Below are 19,644 nucleotides of genomic sequence, written 5' to 3'. Positions count from 1 at the left end.
CCCGGCGTTCAACAGGGGCTGGCAACCATTGCGCTGAAGACGTCATGGCATGCAACAACGGGCGGTTGCAGATGAACGCAGGGCAGGCCTGCGCTCGACGTTCGAGTCTCAGCTCGCGGAGGAAAGGTGCAGCGCTTGCGCTTGCTCCTGGTGCTGCAGTTGCAGGCGCAGCTGGGCAAGTTCCTGTTGCAACTGATCGCGCTGGTCTTTGAGTTGACGCAGTTCGTCACGGCGGATGGTGACGTACAGGGTTTGTGCAGGTCGTGCTGGTAGTACGGTGCCCATTGCTCACCTCGCAAATGGCGTGTCTCAACTATGCTTCGTTGTCCGCATTCCTTGCGCAAAGCATTATCGGCGGCAATTTTATTTCTTTTTTTGGCAAAGGGAACTTTTTATTTTTCGGGGTCTTTGTGCCTTCCAAGTGATTTACGTCGTTATCCACCCAAGGATTTGGAAACTTCGTCCAGAGTGTTGGGACTAATCCTCAATAAGGCCGTGTCGGACGGGGTATTGAGTGGGGCCTTTGCAGGCCGTGTTGGCTGCAGGTCGCTACAGAAAGTCGCTTTATGTCTGAAGATTGCGCTGTCTTGGGGCTTTTTGCCTTGTATAGTTGCGCACCTTGAAGTTTCACCCGGCCCCATGGGCTACACATTTTTGATTTGAATTTTTTGCAGTAGGAGCATCAGCACATGCAACTGGGGATTATTGGACTGGGCCGCATGGGCGGCAACATTGCACGGCGCTTGATGCTCAATGGGCACGAAACCGTAGTCTTTGACCGCAACAGCGACTTTGTCAGCACCCTGGCCGCAGAAGGCGCCAAGGGCGTCGCCGACCTGCCAGCGCTGGTAGCCGGCCTGGAACAACCGCGCGCGGTCTGGGTCATGCTGCCCGCCGGCGCACCTACCGAAGAAACCATCGACACCCTGAGCCAGTTGCTGGCCCCGGGCGACGTGATCATCGACGGCGGCAACACCTACTACAAGGACGATATCCGTCGCGCTCGGGACCTGGCGCAAAAGGGCCTGAAGTACATCGACGTCGGCACCTCCGGCGGCGTCTGGGGCCTGGAACGCGGCTACTGCATGATGATCGGCGGCGATGCCGATGAAGTGCTGCGCCTGGATCCTTTGTTCAGCGCTCTGGCCCCGGGCCTGGGTTCGATTGCGCGGACCAAGGATCGGGTGGCTACCGATGACCGTGCCGAGCGCGGCTATATCCATGCGGGTCCCGCCGGTTCCGGGCACTTCGTCAAGATGATCCACAACGGCATCGAGTACGGAATGATGCAGGCCTTCGCCGAGGGCTTCGACATCCTCAAGACCAAGTCTTCGGAAAACCTTCCGGAAGACCAGCGTTTTGACCTCAACGTGGGCGACATCGCCGAAGTCTGGCGCCGTGGCAGCGTGGTGTCCTCGTGGTTGCTGGACCTGACTGCCGACGCCCTGGCCAGCGACCCGAAACTTGACGGTTTCTCCGGCTCCGTGGCCGATAGCGGTGAAGGCCGCTGGACCATCGAGGCCGCCATGGAGCAATCGGTGCCGGTTCCGGTGCTGTCCAACTCGTTGTTCTCCCGCTACCGTTCGCGCGGCCAAGGTACCTACGGCGACAAAGTGCTGTCGGCCATGCGCTTCGGCTTTGGCGGCCATGTGGAGACTGGGAAGAAATGACCTCAACGCGAAAGAAGTCCAAGGCGTTGCCGGCGCCGCCGACCACGCTATTCCTGTTCGGTGCCCGCGGTGATCTGGTCAAGCGCCTGTTGACCCCCGCGCTGTACAACCTGAGCCGTGACGGCTTGCTGGATGAGGGATTGCGGATTGTCGGCGTCGACCACAACGCAGTGAGCGACGCTGAGTTCGCCACCCTGCTGGAAGACTTCCTTCGCGATGAAGTACTTAACAAACAAGGGCAGGGGGCGTCTGTGGACGCCGCTGTCTGGGCCCGGCTGACCCGTGGGATCAGCTATGTCCAGGGCGACTTCCTCGATGACGCCACCTACGTTGAGCTGGCGGCCCGGATTGCCGCCAGCGGCACTGGCAATGCGGTGTTCTACCTGGCCACCGCGCCGCGCTTCTTCAGTGAAGTGGTGCAGCGCCTCGCGACTTCGGGGCTGCTCAAGGAAGGGCCGGAGACGTTTCGCCGGGTGGTGATCGAGAAGCCCTTCGGCTCCGACCTGCAGACCGCCGAAGCCCTCAACGCCTGCCTGCTCAAGGTGATGAGCGAAAAGCAGATCTATCGCATCGACCATTACCTGGGCAAGGAAACCGTCCAGAACATTCTGGTCAGCCGTTTTTCCAACAGCCTGTTCGAGGCGTTCTGGAACAACCATTACATCGACCACGTGCAGATCACCGCGGCGGAAACCGTCGGGGTCCAAACCCGTGGCAGCTTTTATGAACACACCGGCGCCCTGCGCGACATGGTGCCCAACCATCTGTTCCAGTTACTGGCGATGGTGGCCATGGAACCGCCCGCGGCCTTTGGCGCCGATGCGGTGCGTGGCGAGAAGGCCAAGGTCGTGGGGGCGATCCGTCCCTGGTCCATGGAAGAGGCCCGGACCAACTCGGTACGTGGCCAATACAGTGCCGGTGAAGTGGCCGGTAAAACCCTGGCGGGTTACCGCGAGGAGGCCAACGTGGCACCGGACAGCCACACCGAAACCTATGTCGCCTTGAAGGTGATGATCGATAACTGGCGCTGGGTTGGGGTGCCGTTCTACCTGCGCACCGGCAAGCGCATGAGTGTGCGCGACACCGAGATCGTCATCTGCTTCAAGCCGGCGCCTTACGCGCAATTTCGCAATACCGAGGTCGAGCGCCTGTCGCCGACCTACCTGCGGATCCAGATTCAACCCAACGAAGGCATGTGGTTCGACCTGCTGGCGAAAAAACCCGGGCCGAGCCTCGACATGGCCAACATCGAACTGGGCTTCGCCTACCGCGACTTCTTCGAAATGCAGCCGTCCACCGGTTACGAAACCCTGATCTACGACTGCCTGATCGGTGACCAGACGCTGTTTCAGCGAGCGGACAACATCGAGAACGGCTGGCGTGCGGTGCAACCCTTTCTCGACGCCTGGAAGCAGGACGCAGCCTTGCAGAGTTACCCTGCGGGCGAGGATGGTCCGGCCGCGGGTGATGAGTTGCTGGCCCGGGACGGCCGCGTCTGGCACACCCTCGGATGAGTGGCGTGAAGGCGCGCCCCATCGAATTTCTGCTGAGCGACTTGGACGGCACGCTGCTGCGGCCGGATCACAGCTTGAGCCCGCGTACCCTCGACGCGGTCCGGGCCTTGCGCGACGCCGGTGTAGCTTTCAGCCTGGCCAGCGGGCGTCCGCCCCGGGCCATGTTGCAGCAGATCGAGGCACTGGGTGTGGACTTGCCCACCGTGGGCTTCAACGGGGGCAGCATCGTCAACCCCGATGGCAGCTGCCTGGTTCGCCACCACGTGCCTGTGGCAGCGGCAGTCACTGCCTTGCTGTTGTTCGAAGCGCAACCGGGTATCGAAACCTGGGTGTTTGCCGACGATCAATGGCTACTGCGCGACCTCGACGGGCCGTTGATGCCCCTTGAGCGTCAGGCACTGGGGTATGCGCCGAAAGTGGTGGGCAGTTTCGACGAGTACCTGCCGCGCATCGACAAGATTGTGGCCGCCAGCAATGACCATCGGTTGTTGATGGCGCTGGAAACCCGGCTGCAGGCGCGGACTTCTGGGCAGGCCCAGGCCTCCCGTTCGCAACCACGCTTCCTTGATGTCACCGCGTTGCAGGCGGACAAGGGCCAGGCCCTGGTAACCCTGGCCAAGCACCTGGGGGTGTCCCTGGAGCGCACGGCGGCCCTGGGGGATGGCGGCAATGACCCGGCGATGTTCCAGCGTGCCGGTTTGTCGATTGCCATGGGCCAGGCGGAGGAACAGGTCAAGCGCCAGGCCGATGTGATCACCGGCAGCAACCTGGAAGACGGCGCCGCCGAGGCGATCGAGCGTTACATCCTCCAGCGCTGACGCAGGCTGCGCTAACCGGGCCTGCCGAAGCCCTCTCGCCATCAAGGGCTGCCCCATCGGGCGCAGCCTTCGCCGGCCGCTGGGTCCTTACAGCCAGTAACTCACCGCATACCAGCCCAGCAACCCCATCACCACGGTGTAAGGCAGGGCCATCCAGACCATCCGTCCATAGGACAGGCGCACCAGTGGTGCAATCGCTGAGGTCAGCAGGAACAGGAAGGCCGCCTGGCCATTGGGTGTGGCCACGCTCGGCAGGTTGGTGCCGGTGTTGATGGCGATGGCCAGGGTCTCGAAGTGTTCACGGCTCATCTGCCCGGAGATAAAGGCCTGCTTCACTTCGGTGATGTAGATGGTGGCGACGAACACGTTGTCACTGATGGCCGACAACAGGCCATTGGCGATGAACAGCATGCCCGGCTGTTGATCCGCCGGCAGCGCCAGCACCCACTCGATCAATGGAGTGAACAGCTGCTGCTGGTGAATCACTGCCACCACGGCAAAGAACACCACCAGCAACGCGGTGAAGGGCATGGCGTCCTTGAAGGCGTTGCCCACCCGGTGCTCATCGGTAATCCCGGTGAAGGCGGTGATCAGCACGATCACCAGCAGGCCGATCAGGCCGACCTCGGCCACATGCAGGGCCAGGCCGACGATCAGGATCAGCGCGGCCAAACCTTGAACCAGCAACGCCGCCCGCTGGCGTGAGGTGCGCTGGGCGTTGTCTTCCGCGGCGTAGTTGGCCAGCACCTGGCGCACATTGTCCGGCAGCAAAGTGCCGTAGCCGAACCAGCGCAGTTTCTCCAGCAGTACGCAGGTCACCAGGCCGGCCACCAGTACCGGCAGCGACACCGGCGCCACCTTGCTGAAGAAGTCGACGAAGTGCCAGCCCATTTCATGACCGATCAATAGGTTCTGCGGTTCGCCCACCAGGGTGCACACACCACCCAGGGCCGTACCTACGGCGCCGTGCATCAGCAGGCTGCGCAAGAACGCACGGAACTGCTCCAGGTCGTCGTGATGCAGGGCCGGCAGCTGCTGGTCATCACCAAAGGCGCTGTCCTGGCGCGGATCGTTGCCGGAGGCCACCCGGTGATACACCGAATAGAAACCCACAGCGGCGCTGATGATCACCGCGGTGACGGTCAGCGCGTCGAGAAAGGCCGACAGGAATGCCGACAGAAAGCAGAACAGCAGCGCCAGCAACGCCTTGGAACGCACCCCCAGCAGCAACCGGGAGAACAGGAACAGCAGCAACTCCTTCATGAAGTAGATACCGGCCACCATGAACATCAGCAGCAGGATCACCGGGAAGTTGTGCACCAGTTCGTCGTACAGCGCCTGGGGCGTGGCCATGCCCAGTAGCATGGCCTCCACCAGCAACAGGCCGCCGGGCATTAGCGGATAGCACTTGAGGGCCATGGCCAGGGTGAAGATGAACTCGATTACCAGGCACCAGCCGGCCGCCGCCGGGCTGACGGTGTAGAACAGCAGGGGATTGAGCAGCAGGAAGGCGACAATGCTGGCCTTGTACCAGCGGGGCGAGTGGCCGAGAAAATTATGGGCGAACGCCTGGGCCATTGAACCGGACATTGGCTGCTCCTTTGCAGTAAGAAGCGCGCAACTTGCCGCAAGCCGGTTTTAGAATCAAGAAACGATGAAATCTTTTGCCACAATTATCTTCTGGTTCCCCTAGGAGCCGGCAGCCAGTTCCTAGGAGAGGTGTGGGGGGCAAAGGACTCAGTCGTCGCGTTTGACCACCAGGGTCAGGATGTCGTAGCTGGCCACCAATTCGCCCAACTGGTTGGTGACTTCCACATCCCAGGCCACCACGCCCTGAGGAATGCCCTGGGGACTGGTTTTACCCTGGTCAATCTTGCGCTTGCAGGTCAACCGGGCCTGGATGGTGTCGCCAATGCCCACCGGGTTGATGAAGCGCAGGGTGTCCAGGCCGTAGTTGGCCAGCACCGGGCCGGGCGCTGGCGAGACGAACAGCCCGGCCGCTGCCGAGAGCACGAAGTAGCCATGGGCGATGCGCTTGCCGAATTGCGATTCCTTGGCCGCGATGTCATCGAAGTGCATATAGAAGTGGTCACCGGACAGGCAGCCGAAGTTCACCAAGTCGGCTTCGGTGACTGTGCGCCGATGGGTCAGCAGCGATTCGCCGATCTGCAAGTCCTGGAAGTAACGGCGGAACGGATGGACCTCGGTCTCGATCACTTTGGCGCCGCGCACGTATTCCCCAGTGACAGCTGCCAGCATGCTCGGCGAACCCTGGATCGCGGCCCGTTGCAGGTAGTGTTTCACCGCGCGCAGGCCGCCCAGCTCTTCGCCACCACCGGCCCGGCCCGGGCCGCCGTGTTTCAGTTGTGGCAGGGGCGAGCCGTGGCCGGTGGACTCGGCGGCAGACTCGCGGTCCAGCACCAGCAGGCGCCCGTGCCAGGCCGCTGCGACAGGGATCGCCCGGGCCGCGATGCGTGGGTCCTTGGTGACCAGGCTGGCCACCAGGCTGCCTTTGCCGCGCGCGGCCAGGACCAGCGCTTCATCCAGATCGTCGTAGGTCATCAGGGTGCTGACCGGGCCGAATGCCTCGATGTCGTGAGCACCGCCTTCGGCATGGGGATCGCGGGCACGCAGCAGGGTCGGGGCGAAAAATGCGCCCTGGTTGACGTTTTCGCCACGCGGCGCAAAGCCGTCCTTGGCGCCAAACAGTAGGTCGCTGCTGCGCAGCAGGCTCTCCAGGCGCTCGGTGACGTCACGTTGCTGGTCGTGGGAAGCCAGTGGGCCCATGCGCACCCCTTCCACCGATGGGTCGCCGACCACCACCTTGGCCAGGCGTGCGCGCAGGCGTTCGGCCACGGCATCGATGTGTTTGGCCGGAACGATGGCGCGGCGGATCGCGGTGCATTTCTGGCCGGCCTTGACCGTCATTTCCCGAGCGACTTCCTTGATGAACAGTTCGAACTCCTCATCGTCCGGGCTCACGTCCGGGGCGAGGATGGCGCAGTTCAGCGAGTCGGCCTCGGCGTTGAACGGCACCGAATGGCGGATCAGGTTGGGGTTGACCCGCAGCTTGGCGGCGGTATCGGCCGAACCGGTGAAGGTCACCACATCCTGGCCTTGCAGCCGGTCCAGCAGGTCGCCGGTGCCACCGATCACCAATTGCAGGGCGCCGGCAGGCAGCAGGCCCGACTCATCCATCAGGCGTACCACGGCTTGCGTCAGGTAGCTGGTGGAGCTGGCGGGCTTGACGATGCACGGCATACCGGCGAGGAAGCTGGGAGCGAACTTTTCCAACATGCCCCAGATCGGGAAGTTGAAGGCGTTGATGTGCACCGCCAGGCCACCCCGGGGCACCAGGATATGGGTACCGGCGAAGCTTCCCAGTTTACTCAGTGACAGCGCCGGGCCTTCGTGGACGATGTTGCCCGAGGGCAGTTCCCTGGAACCCAGGCCGGAGTAGGTGAACAGGGTGCTGTTGCCGCCCTCGATATCGATCCAGCTGTCGGCCCGGGTCGCGCCGCTGTGGTGGGACAGGGCGTACAGCTGTTCCTTGCGCTCGCTGAGGTACAGGGCCAGGGCCTTGAGCCGTTGCGCCCGTTGCTGGAAATCCAGCGCCATCAGCGCCGCGACACCCTGGCGCCGAGCGTGCTCGACAGCTTCGGCAAAGTCCGGGCGTTCTTCGTGGGTGCGCGCCAGTTCGTGGCCGTCAATCGCGCTGCGCAGGACCTGGGCAGCGTGTTGGCCAATCCAGCGACCGGCGATGAAGCTTTGCAGCGTAGGGGCGTGAGTCATCACGATTGCTCCGGAAGAAAAAAACGGCCGGCGCCCGTTCGGCGCCGGTTGGGGTTTACCAAAGGGCCAGGGTGTAACCGACGATCAGGCGGTTCTCATCCAGGGCGGTGGTCAGGCCGTTGCCCGAGCGAAAGGTCACGTTGCGCCAGCGCAGGCTGACGTCCTTGAGCACTCCGCTCTGGATCACGTAGGTGATGTCGGTGTCGCGTTCCCACTCGCGGCCGTTGTCCACGGCGCCGGCCTTGGCGTGGCGGCCGTCGGTGTAGCGGGTCATGAAGCTCAGGCCGGGCACGCCGAGGGCGGCGAAGTTGTAGTCGTAGCGCAGTTGCCAGGAGTCCTCGTCAGCCCGGGTGTAGGTGTTGTAGGTCACCAGGTTGACCACGTACGGGTCGCCGCCGTTAAGGAACGGAAAGGCACTGTCGCCGGACAGTTGCTGCCAGGTGGCGCTGACTTTATGGGCGCCATGAGCCAGGGTGAACATGCTGTTGAAGTTGCGGTTGTCGATGCGCCCGGCGCGCTCGATGCCGTCGCCGCGACTGTCGAAGTAACGCAGGTCGCTGCGCAGGCTGAAGCCGTTGCCCAGGGGCTGGGTGTGCAGCAGGCCGACAAATTGCTGGCGATAGATCTGGTCCAGCTTGGCGTAGTAGTAGCTCAGGCTCAGTTGCGGGTTGAAGGCGTAGCTGCCGCCGGCGAAGTCGAAGTGATCGCTGGTGGCGGCGCCGTAGCCGATGTCATCGTTGCTCGATGAGTCACGCAGGTTGGTCTTGGTCAGGCGCCCGGCATTCAGGGTCAGGTCGCGAATGTCCTGGCTGGTCAGCAGGCCGCCCTGGAAGGTCGAGCCCAACAGGCGAGTATCGTTGTAGGTGACCACCGGCAGCAAAGGTTGCAGGGTGCCGATTTTCAGCACGCTGTCGGCCACGCGGACCTTGCCGGTCAGGCCCAGCTCGCTGAACTGGTCCGCCGGTTCATGGCTGTCGCGCCCATATGGCAGCAGCCCAGTGCCACGGCGGTCGGGGCTGGAATCAAGCTTGAGCCCCAATTCGCCGAGGGCATCCAGGCCGAAACCGAAGGTGCCTTCGGTGAATCCGGAGGTGATGCGCGCGGTAAAGCCCTGGGCCCATTCCTCGGCCTTGGACTGCGCCGCGTTGTGTTGGCGGAAGTCGCGGTTGATGTAGTGATTGCGCATTTCCAGGCGCGCGCTGCTGTCACTGACAAAGTCGGCCAGGGCCGGTGGGGCGAACAGCGGCAGACTGGCGGCCGTCAGCAGGTACAGCGGAGCTTTGCGCGCATTGAGGTAAACGGGGTGCATTATTTTTATTCCCTGTTATCAAGCCAATGTCAGTGTTTGCTGGCGCTGGAAGCGCCGATCCCGGTCATGGAGCGGATGAACTGCGCCAGGTAGCGCCCGCGTTCCAGATCTGCCCGAGCCGAACGGTCGGTGACCGAGAACAGCCAGGCACAGGCAAATGCCAGGCTCATGGAGAACAGGGCCGGGTTGGAGTAAGGGAACAGTGCGTGTTCGTGGTGCAGGACGTTGACCCACACCGCGGGGCTGAGCACCAGCAGGACAATCGCCGAGACCAGCCCGGCCATGCTGCCGCTGACGGCACCACGGGTGGTCAGGCCTTTCCAGAACATCGACAGGAACAGCACCGGGAAGTTGACCGAAGCGGCAATCGCCAGTACCAGCCCGGAAAGGAAGGCAATGTTCTGCGACTCGAACAGCAGGCCGAGGATGATCGCCAGCACACCAATGCACAGAGTGGCGATCCGCGAGACGCGGATTTCCTGTTTTTCCGTGGCCTGGCCTTTGCGAATCACACAGGCATACAGGTCGTGGGACACCGCCGACGCGCCGGACAAGGCCAGCCCGGCCACTACCGCGAGGATGGTGGCGAAGGCCACCGCCGAGATGAAACCGAGAAACAGGTTGCCGCCCACCGCCTGTGCCAGGTGCACGGCGATCATGTTGGCGCCGCCGACGATGGCACCGCTGGCGTCGCGGTACTCGGGCTCGGTGCCGACCATGACGATGGCGCCAAAGCCGACCACGATCAGCAGCAGGTAGAAGTAACCAATGAAACCGGTGGCGTAGAACACGCTCTTGCGCGCTTCCTTGGCGTCGCTGACGGTGAAGAAACGCATGAGGATGTGCGGTAGGCCGGCGGTGCCGAACATCATGCCCAGCCCCAGGGAGATAGCGTCGATGGGGTTCGACAGCAAGCCGCCAGGGGCCATGATGGCCGTGCCCTTGGTGTGTACTGCTGTGGCCCCGGCGAACATGGCCTCGATGCTGAAGCCAAAGTGCTTGAGCACCATGAAGGCCATGAAGGTGGTGCCGAACAGCAGCATCACCGCCTTGATGATCTGTACCCACGTGGTCGCCAGCATGCCGCCGAAAGTCACGTAGAACACCATCAGCACGCCCACCAGCATCACTGCATAGAGGTAGCTGATACCGAACAGCAATTCGATCAGCTTGCCGGCGCCGACCATCTGCGCCACCAGGTACATCAGCGCCACGGTCAGGGTGCCGAAGGCCGAGGTCAGGCGCACCGGCGTCTGCTCCAGGCGGTAGGAGACCACGTCGGCAAAGGTGTATTTGCCCAAGTTGCGCAGGCGCTCGGCGATCAGGAACAGAATGATCGGCCAGCCGGCCAACACCCCCAGGGCATATAGCAGGCCGTCGTAGCCGTTGAGGAACATCATTGCCGAGATGCCGAGGAAGGACGCTGCGGAAATCATGTCGCCGGCAATCGCCAGGCCGTTCTGGAAGCCGCTCATGCCGCCGCCGGCGGTGTAGAAATCACTGGCCGAGCGGGTGCGCAGGGCGGCCCAGCGCGTGACTCCGAGGGTAAACAGCACAAACACCAGGAACATGCCGATGGCGTTCCAGTTCAACGGTCGTGCACTGCCTTCTGCGGCCAGCGCAAGATCGCTGAGCAACAGGCCGGGCAGCAGGAATAACGCCGACAGTGCTTTCATTGAGCGCACTCCTGCTTGAGTTTTTCATTCAGCGGGTCGATCACATGGTTGGCGCGGTAGACATAAAAGCCGGTCAAGGCGAAGGCCAGCAGCACGATCACTACGCCCACCAGCATGCCGACCGTGGTCACTCCGCCACTGAGCGACCGACCCAGGGTGCTGGGGGAGAACGCCACCAGCAGCACGAAGCCGTAATAGATCACCAGCATGGCCAGGGTCAGGGACCAATAGAGCTTCTGTTTGCGTCGTACCAGTTGGATAAAGTCCGGGTGCAGGCGGATTTGTTCTATTTCTTGCGGGGTCATGGGGGCGCTCTCTTGCTGTTGTTTTTATTGTTTGGGCGTAGGCCTTGCTGGCGCCGGTGAGCCGGCGCCTGTGCACGCAGCTGTCTAGAGTTGGTCGAAGTCCAACACCACCTTGGCGCTGACCGGGTATGACTGGCAGGACAGCACGTAGCCGGCCGCCACTTCGTAGTCTTCCAGGGCGTGGTTGCTGTCCATGTCCACCTCGCCTTCGATGACCTTGCACTTGCAGGTCGAGCACACCCCGGCCCGGCACGAATAGGGCAGCTCGGCACCCTGGGCATTGCCGGCGTCGAGGATGCTCTGGGTGTTGCGCGGCAGGTCGAAGGCCAGGGCGCGGCCGTCACTGATCACGGTGATCTGGCTGACGGCGGCATCAATCTGCCGCGCGGCCTCACGGGCTTGACGTTTGTGTTGGCTGCCGGCGGCGGCGAACAGTTCGAAATGGATGCGCTCGGCCAGCATGCCCTGGGCCTTGAGGCTGTCGCGTACCGCTTCGGTCATTTCCTGTGGACCGCAAATAAAGGCCGCGTCCAGGGTCTTGACGTCGAGCCAGCGGGAAAACAACTGCTGGCATTTGTCAGCAGTGATCCGGCCGTTGTAGAGGTCGATGTCTTGTTGCTCGCGGCTGAATACGAAGATCAGGTTCAGGCGTTGCAGGTAGCGGTTCTTCAGGTCTTCGAGCTGTTCGCGAAACAGTGCGCTGGAACTGGAGCGGTTGCCGTAAAGCAGGGTCACGCGGCTATGGGGTTCGGTTTCCAGGGTGGTCTTGATGATCGACAGGATCGGCGTGATGCCGCTGCCAGCGGCGACTGCCAGGTAGTGGCCGTGGTGGGCCGGATCGAGTTCAACGTGGAAGTGCCCGGCGGGCGGCATCACTTCCAGTTGCTGGCCAGCCTTGAGCTGTTCATTGGCGAAGGCCGAGAAGCGTCCACCGGCCACGCGCTTGATCGCGATGCGCAATTCGCCGTCATTGACCCCGGTGCAGATCGAATAGGAACGGCGCACTTCTTCGCCGTCCATATGGGTACGCATCACCAGGTGCTGGCCCTGGGTGAAGTGGAAGCTGTCCTGCAGGTGTTGCGGAATCTCGAAGGCGATGGACACCGCGTCACGGGTTTCGCTGCGTACATCCTTGATCGTCAGGCTGTGGAATTTACTCATGGTGACTCTCCCTCTGACACGGCCGGCGGCCGTTCAGATGCACTTGAAATAGTCGAACGGCTCTAGGCAGTCGCGGCAGCGATACAGGGCCTTGCAGGCGGTTGAGCCGAACTCGCTGAGGCGCTCGGTGTGCTCGCTGCCGCACTGTGGACAGGCCACGTGTGGGCTCTGCCCCAGGAGGCTGCGTTTACTGGTGCTGGACTCTGGCGGGGCGATGCCATAGGCCCGCAGGCGCTGGCGGCCAGTCTCGGTGATCCAGTCGGTGCTCCAGGCCGGGGTCAGCTTGCGTTGCAGCTGTGGGGCACGAAATCCGGCGAGCTCCAGGGCGGCACGGATATCGCTTTCGATCACCTCGGTGGCCGGGCAGCCGGAGTAGGTCGGGGTCACCACCACGTGCAAGTGACCGTCGCGCCAGTCCAGGTCGCGGACGATGCCCAGGTCGACCACGCTGACCACCGGCACTTCCGGATCCATGACCTGATTCAGGGTCGCCCAGGCAGCTTCCAGGTCGCCGGCGTATACCGCGCGGGCGCCCTGGTCGCTGGCGATCAGCTCACCAGGTCGCATCGGGGTAGGCTCGCGGCAGGGACTGCATTTCTGCCAGCAGAATGCCCAGGTGTTCGCTGTGCAGGCCGCGACGGGCGTCAAGGTAGAAGTAACTGGCGGCGGCGGGCAGGGGCAGGGTGGCGTTGGCAAATGTCTCGGCCACTTGCGCCTGCCAGGCAGCGGCGACTGCTGCGGTTTCGGGGATCAGGCCGGCCTGGTGCAGGCGATTTTCGCTGTCGTCAGCGCTGCTCAGCTCGACGGTAAAACGCCACAGCAAGGGGATGGCATCGAGCATGCGCTGGTGGCTTTCCTCGGTGCCGTCGCCCAGGCGCTCGACCCATTCTGCGGAGCGGCGCAAGTGATAGGTGACTTCCTTGACGGCTTTGGCGGCGATCCCGGCGATGCGCTCGTCACCGCTTGTGCTCAGGCCCTTGAGCACTTGCAGGTGCCAGGCGTCATACAGGAACTGCTTGAGCATGGTCACGGCGAAATCGCCGTTGGGCTGTTCCACCAGCAGCAGGTTGCGGTAGGCGCGCTCATCGCGATGGAATGCCAGGCGGTCGGCATCGCGGCCGTCATCCAGCAGTTCTGCAGCGTAGTCCAGCCAGTTGCGGGCCTGGCCCACCAGGTCGAGGCCGACGTTCATCAGGCCCAGTTCTTCTTCCAGGGCCGGCGCGCGGCCGCACCATTGGCACAGGCGCTGGCCCTGGATCAGGGCGCTGTCGCCGAGGCGCAGCAGGTAAGGGAGCAGATCGGTTTGAATGGTCATGGTCGGCCTCACATGTGTCCGACTTCAGGCGGCAGCTCGTAAAAGCTGGCGTGGCGATAGACCTTGTCGTCGGCGGGATCGAACAGCGGGTCCTTGTCGTCCGGGGACGAGGCGACGATCAGCGCCGAAGGCACCACCCATAGGCTCACGCCTTCGCTGCGGCGGGTGTAGAGGTCACGGGCGTTCTCGATGGCCATGGTGTTGTCGGCGGCATGCACGCTGCCGACGTGTTTGTGGTTGAGGCCGTGCTTGCTGCGCACGAAGACTTCGAACAGGGTCCATTCAGACATCAGGGTGTCTCCACATCAGGCGTTGGATCGCGGTTGGGCGAATCAGGCGGCGTTTTTATTGGTTTTCTTGCGGGCATGAGCGACCGCGGCTGCGCGGACCCAGGCTCCGTCCTCGATGGCCTTGCGCCGGGTGGCGAGGCGTTCCTGGTTGCACGGGCCATTGCCCTTGAGCACTTCGTAGAATTCGTCCCACTGGATGTCACCGAAGTCGTAGTGGCCGCGCTCGGCGTTCCACTCAAGGTCCGGATCGGGGCAGGTGCAACCCAGCAGTTCAAGCTGCGGGATGGTCTGGTCGATGAAGCGTTGGCGCAGCTCGTCGTTGCTTTGGCGCTTGATCTTCCAGGCCATGGACTGGGCACTGTTGGGCGAGTGTTCGTCACTCGGGCCGAACATCATCAGGGCCGGCCACCACAGGCGGTTGATGGCGTCCTGGACCATGTCTTTTTGCGCCTGGTTGCCTTCGCGCATCATGGTCAGGAGGATTTCGTAGCCCTGGCGCTGGTGGAAGCTCTCTTCCTTGCAGATCCGCACCATGGCCCGGGAGTAGGGGCCGTAGGAGGTGCGCTGCAACACCACCTGGTTGACGATTGCGGCGCCATCCACCAGCCAGCCCACGGCGCCCATGTCCGCCCAGTTCAGGGTCGGGTAGTTGAAGATGCTTGAGTACTTGGCGCGGCCGCTGTGGAGCTTGGCCACTTCTTCGTCGCGATCGGCACCCAGGGTTTCCATGGCGCTGTACAGGTACAGCCCGTGGCCGGCTTCATCCTGGATCTTGGCCATCAGTTGCAGCTTGCGCTTGAGGGTCGGGGCACGGGTGACCCAGTTGCCCTCGGGCAGCATGCCGACGATTTCCGAGTGGGCATGCTGGGAGATTTGCCGGACCAGCGTCTGCCGGTAGGCCTCGGGCATCCAGTTCTTGGCTTCGATCTTGATTTCCCGGTCGATCTTTTCCTGGAAGGTGCGTTCCTGCTCGGACATCTCCTCAAGGCTCTTGATGCGCTTGACCCCGGTTTCTACCAGCTGTGCGTACATGTGTTGTCTCCCGCCGTGAGTGTGTGCCTGGGCATGGAAGACTTTATAAGTGATACAAAAATAAATATCAAACATAAAATAAGGTGTCGTAATTGTTTTTGTATCGCTTTGTCAGTGAGGTTTTTCAGCCGGGCACAAAAAAGCCCCGCACTAGCGGGGCTCCCAGGATCTGTGGTGATTACTTGCGGTTGTCGATAACTCGGCAGGCCTTGCCCTCAGAACGCTTGATGCTGAATTGAGGCTGTAAAATGATACGTGAGCTGATGCCGATATGGTTCTTTATGTGTTTGCTAAGGTCGCCACAGATGGCTTTCTGCTCAGCTTCTCCCAGGTGCTGATGTTCCGTCTTGAGTTCCACGTGCACGTCGACACTGTCGAGGTTGCCGTTGCGGTACAGGTGGATCTCATAGCATTCGCACAGCTGCTTGACCTTGAGCACCTGCTCCTCGACCTGGGTCGGGAATACGTTGACCCCTCGGATGATCAGCATGTCGTCGCTGCGGCCGGTGATCTTGTCGATGCGCCGCATCGGTCGTGCCGTGCCGGGCAGCAGGCGTGTCAGATCGCGGGTGCGGTAGCGGATCATCGGCAGTGCCTCCTTGCTCAGGGAGGTGAAGACCAGCTCGCCCATCTGCCCATCCGGCAGTACCTGGCCGGTGACCGGGTCGATGATTTCCGGGTAGAAATGGTCTTCCCAGATCGTTGGCCCGTCCTTGGTCTCGGCGCACTCCATGGCTACGCCAGGCCCCATGATTTCCGAGAGGCCGTAGATGTCCAGTGCGGTGATGCCCAGGCGCTGTTCGATGGCGCCGCGCAGCTCGGCGGTCCAGGGTTCAGCGCCGAAGATTCCCAGGCGCAGGGCCAGTTTGTGCGGGTCCAGGCCCTGGCGCTCGATCTCGTCGGCGATGTTAAGCATGTAGGACGGTGTGACCATGATGATGTCCGGCTGGAAATCCTTGATCAGCTGTACCTGCTTCTCGGTCTGGCCGCCGGACATGGGGATCACCGTACAGCCCAGGCGCTCGGCGCCGTAGTGCGCGCCCAGGCCGCCGGTGAACAGGCCGTAGCCGTAGGAGATGTGCACCTTGTCCCCGCGGCGGCCACCGCCGGCGCGGATCGAGCGCGCCACCACATTGGCCCAGGTGTCGATGTCGTTCTGGGTATAGCCGACCACGGTTGGCTTGCCGGTGGTGCCACTGGAGGCGTGCAGGCGTACCACCTCCTGCATGGGCACGGCGAACATGCCGTAGGGGTAGTTGTCGCGCAGGTCGGACTTGGTGGTGAAAGGCAGCTTGCCCAGGTCTTCCAGGTGGCGGATGTCATCCGGGTGCAAACCGGCTTCGTCGAAGCGCTGGCGGTACAGCGGTACCTTGTTGTAGGCGTGGTTCAGGCTCCAGCGCAAACGTTCCAGTTGATGCTGGCGCAGATGGTCGATGCTCGCAGTTTCCATGGGGTCGAGCAGGCTGTTGGGCACGGCTTTGGCTAATGGCATGTTCATGACTTCACTCGAATTGTTTTTGTCTTGCGACCCGTCCATGGACCGGTCTTGAGTGCATGCGCCAAGGATACCTTCGGGCTCCCTGGAGATCGTTTTTTGTTTGTTACGAAACTCGCTCGATGATCAGGGCAATACCTTGGCCGACGCCGATGCACATGGTGCACAGGGCATAGCGACCTTGGCGGGCTTCCAGCTCGTGCAGGGCGGTGGTGACCAGGCGTGCGCCGCTCATGCCCAGGGGGTGGCCCAGGGCGATGGCGCCGCCGTTGGGGTTGACCCGCGGATCGTCGTCCGCCAGTCCCAGCTCCCGCAGTACAGCCAGGCCCTGGGCGGCAAAGGCTTCGTTGAGTTCGATGATGTCCATGTCTGCCAGGCTCAGGTTGGCCAGCTCCAGGACCTTGCGGGTCGCCGGTACCGGACCGATGCCCATGATCCGTGGCTCGACCCCGGCCGTGGCCATGGCCACCACTCGGGCGCGGGCTTTCAGACCATGGCGCTTGGCCTGGGCCGGGCTGGCCAGCAGCAGAGCGCAGGCCCCGTCGTTGAGTCCAGAGGCGTTGCCGGCGGTGATGCTGCCGCCCTGGCGAAAGGGTGTGGCGAGCTTTTGCAGTTGTTCCAGGGTGGTATCCCCACGGGGGTGTTCATCGTGCTCTACCACCTTGGCCGGGCCCTTGCGCTGGGCAATCGTCACGGCAACGATTTCCTCGGCCAGGCGCCCGCTGGCCTGGGCCGCCGCCGCGCGCAACTGGCTGCGCAGGGCAAAGGCGTCCTGGTCGGCGCGGGAGATATTGAACTGCTCGGCAACGTTTTCGGCGGTTTCCGGCATGGAGTCGATGCCGTACTGCTGCTCCATCAGCGGGTTGACGAAGCGCCAGCCCAGAGTGGTATCGAACAGCTGTGCCTGGCGTGAAAAGGCGCTCTCGGCCTTGCCCATCACCAGTGGCGCGCGGGACATGGATTCCACGCCGCCCACCAGCATCAACCCGGCCTCGCCGCAGCGGATTGCCCGTGCGGCGGTGCCGACGGCGTCCAGGCCCGAGCCGCACAAACGGTTGAGGGTGGTGCCCGGTACGTTGACTGGAAGCCCGGCCAATAGCGCCGACATGCGTGCGACGTTGCGATTGTCTTCGCCGGATTGGTTGGCGCAACCGTAGATCACCTCATCGACCTGGCTCCAGTCGACCTGGGGGTTGCGCGCAATCAGCGCCTGCAGCGGCAAGGCCCCGAGGTCGTCGGCGCGCACGCTGCTGAGGGCGCCGGCATAGCGACCGATGGGGGTGCGGATTGCATCAATGATCAGTGCGTCATTCATGGGGAGTCTCCTGCGTCAGCACCGGGCCGCGCACTTTGTAGGATTTGCCTTGGAACAGAGCGATCAACTGCCCCTGCTGGTTCTCGATGCGGACGTGGTAGTTGCCGGTGCGTCCGCTGCGGCTTTGCTCAATGCAATCGGCGGTGAGCGTATCGCCCAGGCGGGCCGGGGCGATGTAGTCGATGCTGCAGCCAATGGCCACCGTGGCCTCGTCATAACTGTTGCAGGCAAAGGCGAACGCCGAGTCGGCGAGGGCGAACAGGTAGCCGCCATGGCAGGTGCCGTGGCCCTGCAGCATGTCGTCGCGCACGCTCATGCCCAGCCGTGTGGCACCGGGGGCCACCGACAGCAAGCGCATGCCCATGGCCTGGCTGGCCGAATCCCGTTGGAACAGACTTTGTGCGCAGCGGCTGGCGAGGTTCATCGCGAGGTGGTCAGTCATGCAGGTTTCTCCCTTCGGCTACCCGGCGCCGTAGCAGCAGGGACGGGCGATAGCGGTCTTCGCCATAGGCGCCCTGGAGGTGCTCCAGGACTTGAAGCAAGTAGCCCAACCCCAGGCGATCAGCCCAGGCCAGGGGACCTTGCGGGTAATTGACCCCGGCGCGCATGGCCAGGTCGATGTCGACAGCCGAGGCGACGCCTTGCAGCAGGGCGTCGGCGGCCTCGTTGGCAAGCATGGCCACGGTACGCAGTACGGCCAGCGCCGGGGTGTCACTGAGGCGGCAGACCTGGATCCCGGCCCGATTCAACAGGGCAACGGCCTGGTCCTGGGCCAGGGCGCTGGTGTCGGCGCTGCAACTGATGGCCAGGCGCTGGACCTGGCCATAGTCCAGCGCCAGATCCAGCAGGATCAGGTTGCGCAGGCCGCTGTCGCGGGCGCGCTGGCTGGCCATGCGACCATCGCTCAAGGCCAGCACCGCATCGCCAACCCGCAGCAGGCCGCTGCCGTCACGCTGGATGATCTCGAGCCCGGCCTGGCGCAGGCGCGGCAGCAGTTCGCCGAGCATGCCCAGGTCACCCTCGACCACGCAGCCTTCGACCTTGGCGCTGCTGCTCAACTGGCTTGGTGCTGGCCGCTGGGCGTCGGCGGCGTAGCGGTAGAAACCCTGGCCACTCTTGCGGCCGAGGTGGCCGGCGTCCACCAACTCTTTCTGGATCAGCGAGGGCTGGAAGCGGGTGTCGCCGTAGTAGGCGGCGAACACCGAACAGGTGACCCCGTAGTTGACGTCGTGGCCGATCAGGTCGGTGAGTTCGAAGGCGCCCATGGCAAAGCCACCGGCCTCGCGCAGCAAGGCATCCAGGGTTGCGCAGTCGGCGGCGCCTTCCTGCAGCAGGCGCAGGCTTTCGGCATAGAAGGGTCGGGCCACGCGGTTGACGATGAAGCCGGGCGTGGAGCGCGCATGCACAGGTTTCTTGCCCCAGTTACGGGCGGTTTCGTACAGGCATTGGGCCAAGGCTGGATCGCTAGCGAGCCCGGAGACCACCTCGACCAGGGCCATGACCGGCGCCGGATTGAAAAAGTGCAGGCCCAGCAAGCGCTCGGGGTGCTGCAGGCCGGCGGCGATACTGGTGATCGACAGTGAGGAGGTGTTGCTGGCCAGGATGCAGCTGGGGTGACACAGGCTTTCGAGCTCCTGGAACAGCTGGCGTTTGACCTCGAGGTTCTCGACGATGGCTTCAATGATCAAGTCGCTGTCGACCAGTTTGTCCAGGCTCTCCACCGGTTGCAGGCGGTCAAGGGTTGCCTGGCGTGCGCTGGCCTCGAGCTTGCCGTTCTGCACCCGCTTGCTCAGTTGCTGGTCGATGTTGGCGATAGCCTGGGCTGCCGCGCCGGGACGCTGGTCCAGTAGCCGTACGCGGTGCCCGGCCTGGGCGGCCACCTGGGCAATCCCGGCGCCCATGGCGCCGGCGCCGATGACCGCGATGCGCGCTTCCTTGGTCAGTGCTGACAT

18 protein-coding genes are annotated in these 19,644 nt (G+C 63.3%); 3 read left to right on the top strand and 15 right to left on the bottom strand.

Annotation, left to right across the window (positions count from 1 at the left end; genetic code table 11):
• Positions 1–108: 108 nt before the first annotated feature.
• Positions 109–285 (bottom strand): DUF6026 family protein, encoded by a 177-nt coding sequence (locus tag GV819_RS32930; RefSeq protein WP_178124722.1) that lies wholly within the window; start codon positions 283–285, stop codon positions 109–111.
• A gap of 404 nt (positions 286–689) precedes the next feature.
• Between GV819_RS32930 and gnd the strand changes: the two genes are divergently transcribed.
• From gnd to GV819_RS07160, 3 genes are read left to right on the top strand one after another with little or no spacing between them, the layout of a single operon-like run.
• The gene (gene gnd, locus GV819_RS07170; protein WP_161754927.1) at positions 690–1,670 is read left to right on the top strand and encodes a phosphogluconate dehydrogenase (NAD(+)-dependent, decarboxylating); all 981 of its coding nucleotides are present in this window, start codon (positions 690–692) and stop codon (positions 1,668–1,670) included.
• The gene (gene zwf / locus GV819_RS07165; RefSeq protein ID WP_161754924.1) at positions 1,667–3,184 is read left to right on the top strand and encodes a glucose-6-phosphate dehydrogenase; all 1,518 of its coding nucleotides are present in this window, start codon (positions 1,667–1,669) and stop codon (positions 3,182–3,184) included. Before gnd ends, zwf begins: the two co-directional genes overlap by 4 nt.
• Positions 3,181–4,002, top strand: coding sequence for a Cof-type HAD-IIB family hydrolase (locus tag GV819_RS07160; RefSeq protein ID WP_161754922.1), 822 nt, complete (start codon positions 3,181–3,183; stop codon positions 4,000–4,002). The genes zwf and GV819_RS07160 overlap by 4 nt, the downstream gene beginning before the upstream one ends.
• 87 nt (positions 4,003–4,089) lie before the next feature.
• Here GV819_RS07160 and nhaB read toward each other — a convergent pair whose 3' ends face one another.
• The 14 genes from nhaB to paaH form a co-directional block, all read right to left on the bottom strand.
• Complete coding sequence (nhaB, locus tag GV819_RS07155; protein ID WP_161754919.1) at positions 4,090–5,592, bottom strand: sodium/proton antiporter NhaB; 1,503 nt, start codon at positions 5,590–5,592, stop codon at positions 4,090–4,092.
• Between the two features lie 147 nt (positions 5,593–5,739).
• Positions 5,740–7,794, bottom strand: a complete 2,055-nt coding sequence (paaZ, locus tag GV819_RS07150; protein WP_161754917.1) for a phenylacetic acid degradation bifunctional protein PaaZ — start codon at positions 7,792–7,794, stop codon at positions 5,740–5,742.
• Between the two features lie 55 nt (positions 7,795–7,849).
• Complete coding sequence (locus tag GV819_RS07145; RefSeq protein WP_161754915.1) at positions 7,850–9,103, bottom strand: OprD family porin; 1,254 nt, start codon at positions 9,101–9,103, stop codon at positions 7,850–7,852.
• 29 nt (positions 9,104–9,132) lie between these two features.
• Positions 9,133–10,779, bottom strand: coding sequence for a cation acetate symporter (locus GV819_RS07140; protein ID WP_161754913.1), 1,647 nt, complete (start codon positions 10,777–10,779; stop codon positions 9,133–9,135).
• Positions 10,776–11,084, bottom strand: coding sequence for a DUF485 domain-containing protein (locus tag GV819_RS07135; protein WP_161754911.1), 309 nt, complete (start codon positions 11,082–11,084; stop codon positions 10,776–10,778). The genes GV819_RS07140 and GV819_RS07135 overlap by 4 nt, the downstream gene beginning before the upstream one ends.
• Positions 11,085–11,168: 84 nt before the next feature.
• Positions 11,169–12,245: a 1,2-phenylacetyl-CoA epoxidase subunit PaaE gene (gene paaE / locus GV819_RS07130; protein WP_161754909.1), complete on the bottom strand. Its 1,077-nt coding sequence runs from the start codon at positions 12,243–12,245 to the stop codon at positions 11,169–11,171.
• 33 nt (positions 12,246–12,278) lie between these two features.
• Positions 12,279–12,812, bottom strand: a complete 534-nt coding sequence (gene paaD / locus GV819_RS07125) for a 1,2-phenylacetyl-CoA epoxidase subunit PaaD (protein ID WP_161754907.1) — start codon at positions 12,810–12,812, stop codon at positions 12,279–12,281.
• The gene (gene paaC, locus GV819_RS07120) at positions 12,799–13,560 is read right to left on the bottom strand and encodes a 1,2-phenylacetyl-CoA epoxidase subunit PaaC (RefSeq protein WP_161754904.1); all 762 of its coding nucleotides are present in this window, start codon (positions 13,558–13,560) and stop codon (positions 12,799–12,801) included. Before paaC ends, paaD begins: the two co-directional genes overlap by 14 nt.
• An 8-nt stretch (positions 13,561–13,568) precedes the next feature.
• Positions 13,569–13,850: a 1,2-phenylacetyl-CoA epoxidase subunit PaaB gene (gene paaB / locus GV819_RS07115; protein ID WP_161754902.1), complete on the bottom strand. Its 282-nt coding sequence runs from the start codon at positions 13,848–13,850 to the stop codon at positions 13,569–13,571.
• Positions 13,851–13,892: 42 nt separating this feature from the next.
• A complete protein-coding gene (paaA, locus tag GV819_RS07110) occupies positions 13,893–14,882 on the bottom strand; it encodes a 1,2-phenylacetyl-CoA epoxidase subunit PaaA (protein WP_161754900.1) in 990 nt (329 codons plus the stop codon).
• Between the two features lie 178 nt (positions 14,883–15,060).
• Complete coding sequence (gene paaK / locus GV819_RS07105; RefSeq protein WP_161754898.1) at positions 15,061–16,380, bottom strand: phenylacetate--CoA ligase PaaK; 1,320 nt, start codon at positions 16,378–16,380, stop codon at positions 15,061–15,063.
• A gap of 103 nt (positions 16,381–16,483) precedes the next feature.
• A complete protein-coding gene (gene pcaF / locus GV819_RS07100; protein ID WP_161754896.1) occupies positions 16,484–17,692 on the bottom strand; it encodes a 3-oxoadipyl-CoA thiolase in 1,209 nt (402 codons plus the stop codon).
• Positions 17,685–18,134 carry a hydroxyphenylacetyl-CoA thioesterase PaaI gene (gene paaI / locus GV819_RS07095; protein ID WP_161754894.1) on the bottom strand — a complete coding sequence of 150 codons (450 nt, stop codon included), beginning with the start codon at positions 18,132–18,134 and terminating at the stop codon, positions 17,685–17,687. Before paaI ends, pcaF begins: the two co-directional genes overlap by 8 nt.
• Positions 18,127–19,644, bottom strand: coding sequence for a 3-hydroxyacyl-CoA dehydrogenase PaaH (gene paaH / locus GV819_RS07090; RefSeq protein ID WP_161754892.1), 1,518 nt, complete (start codon positions 19,642–19,644; stop codon positions 18,127–18,129). Before paaH ends, paaI begins: the two co-directional genes overlap by 8 nt.

This window comes from Pseudomonas sp. Fl5BN2, assembly GCF_009908205.1.
Lineage (GTDB): Bacteria > Pseudomonadota > Gammaproteobacteria > Pseudomonadales > Pseudomonadaceae > Aquipseudomonas.
This window is presented reverse-complemented; position numbering and strand designations above follow the sequence as displayed.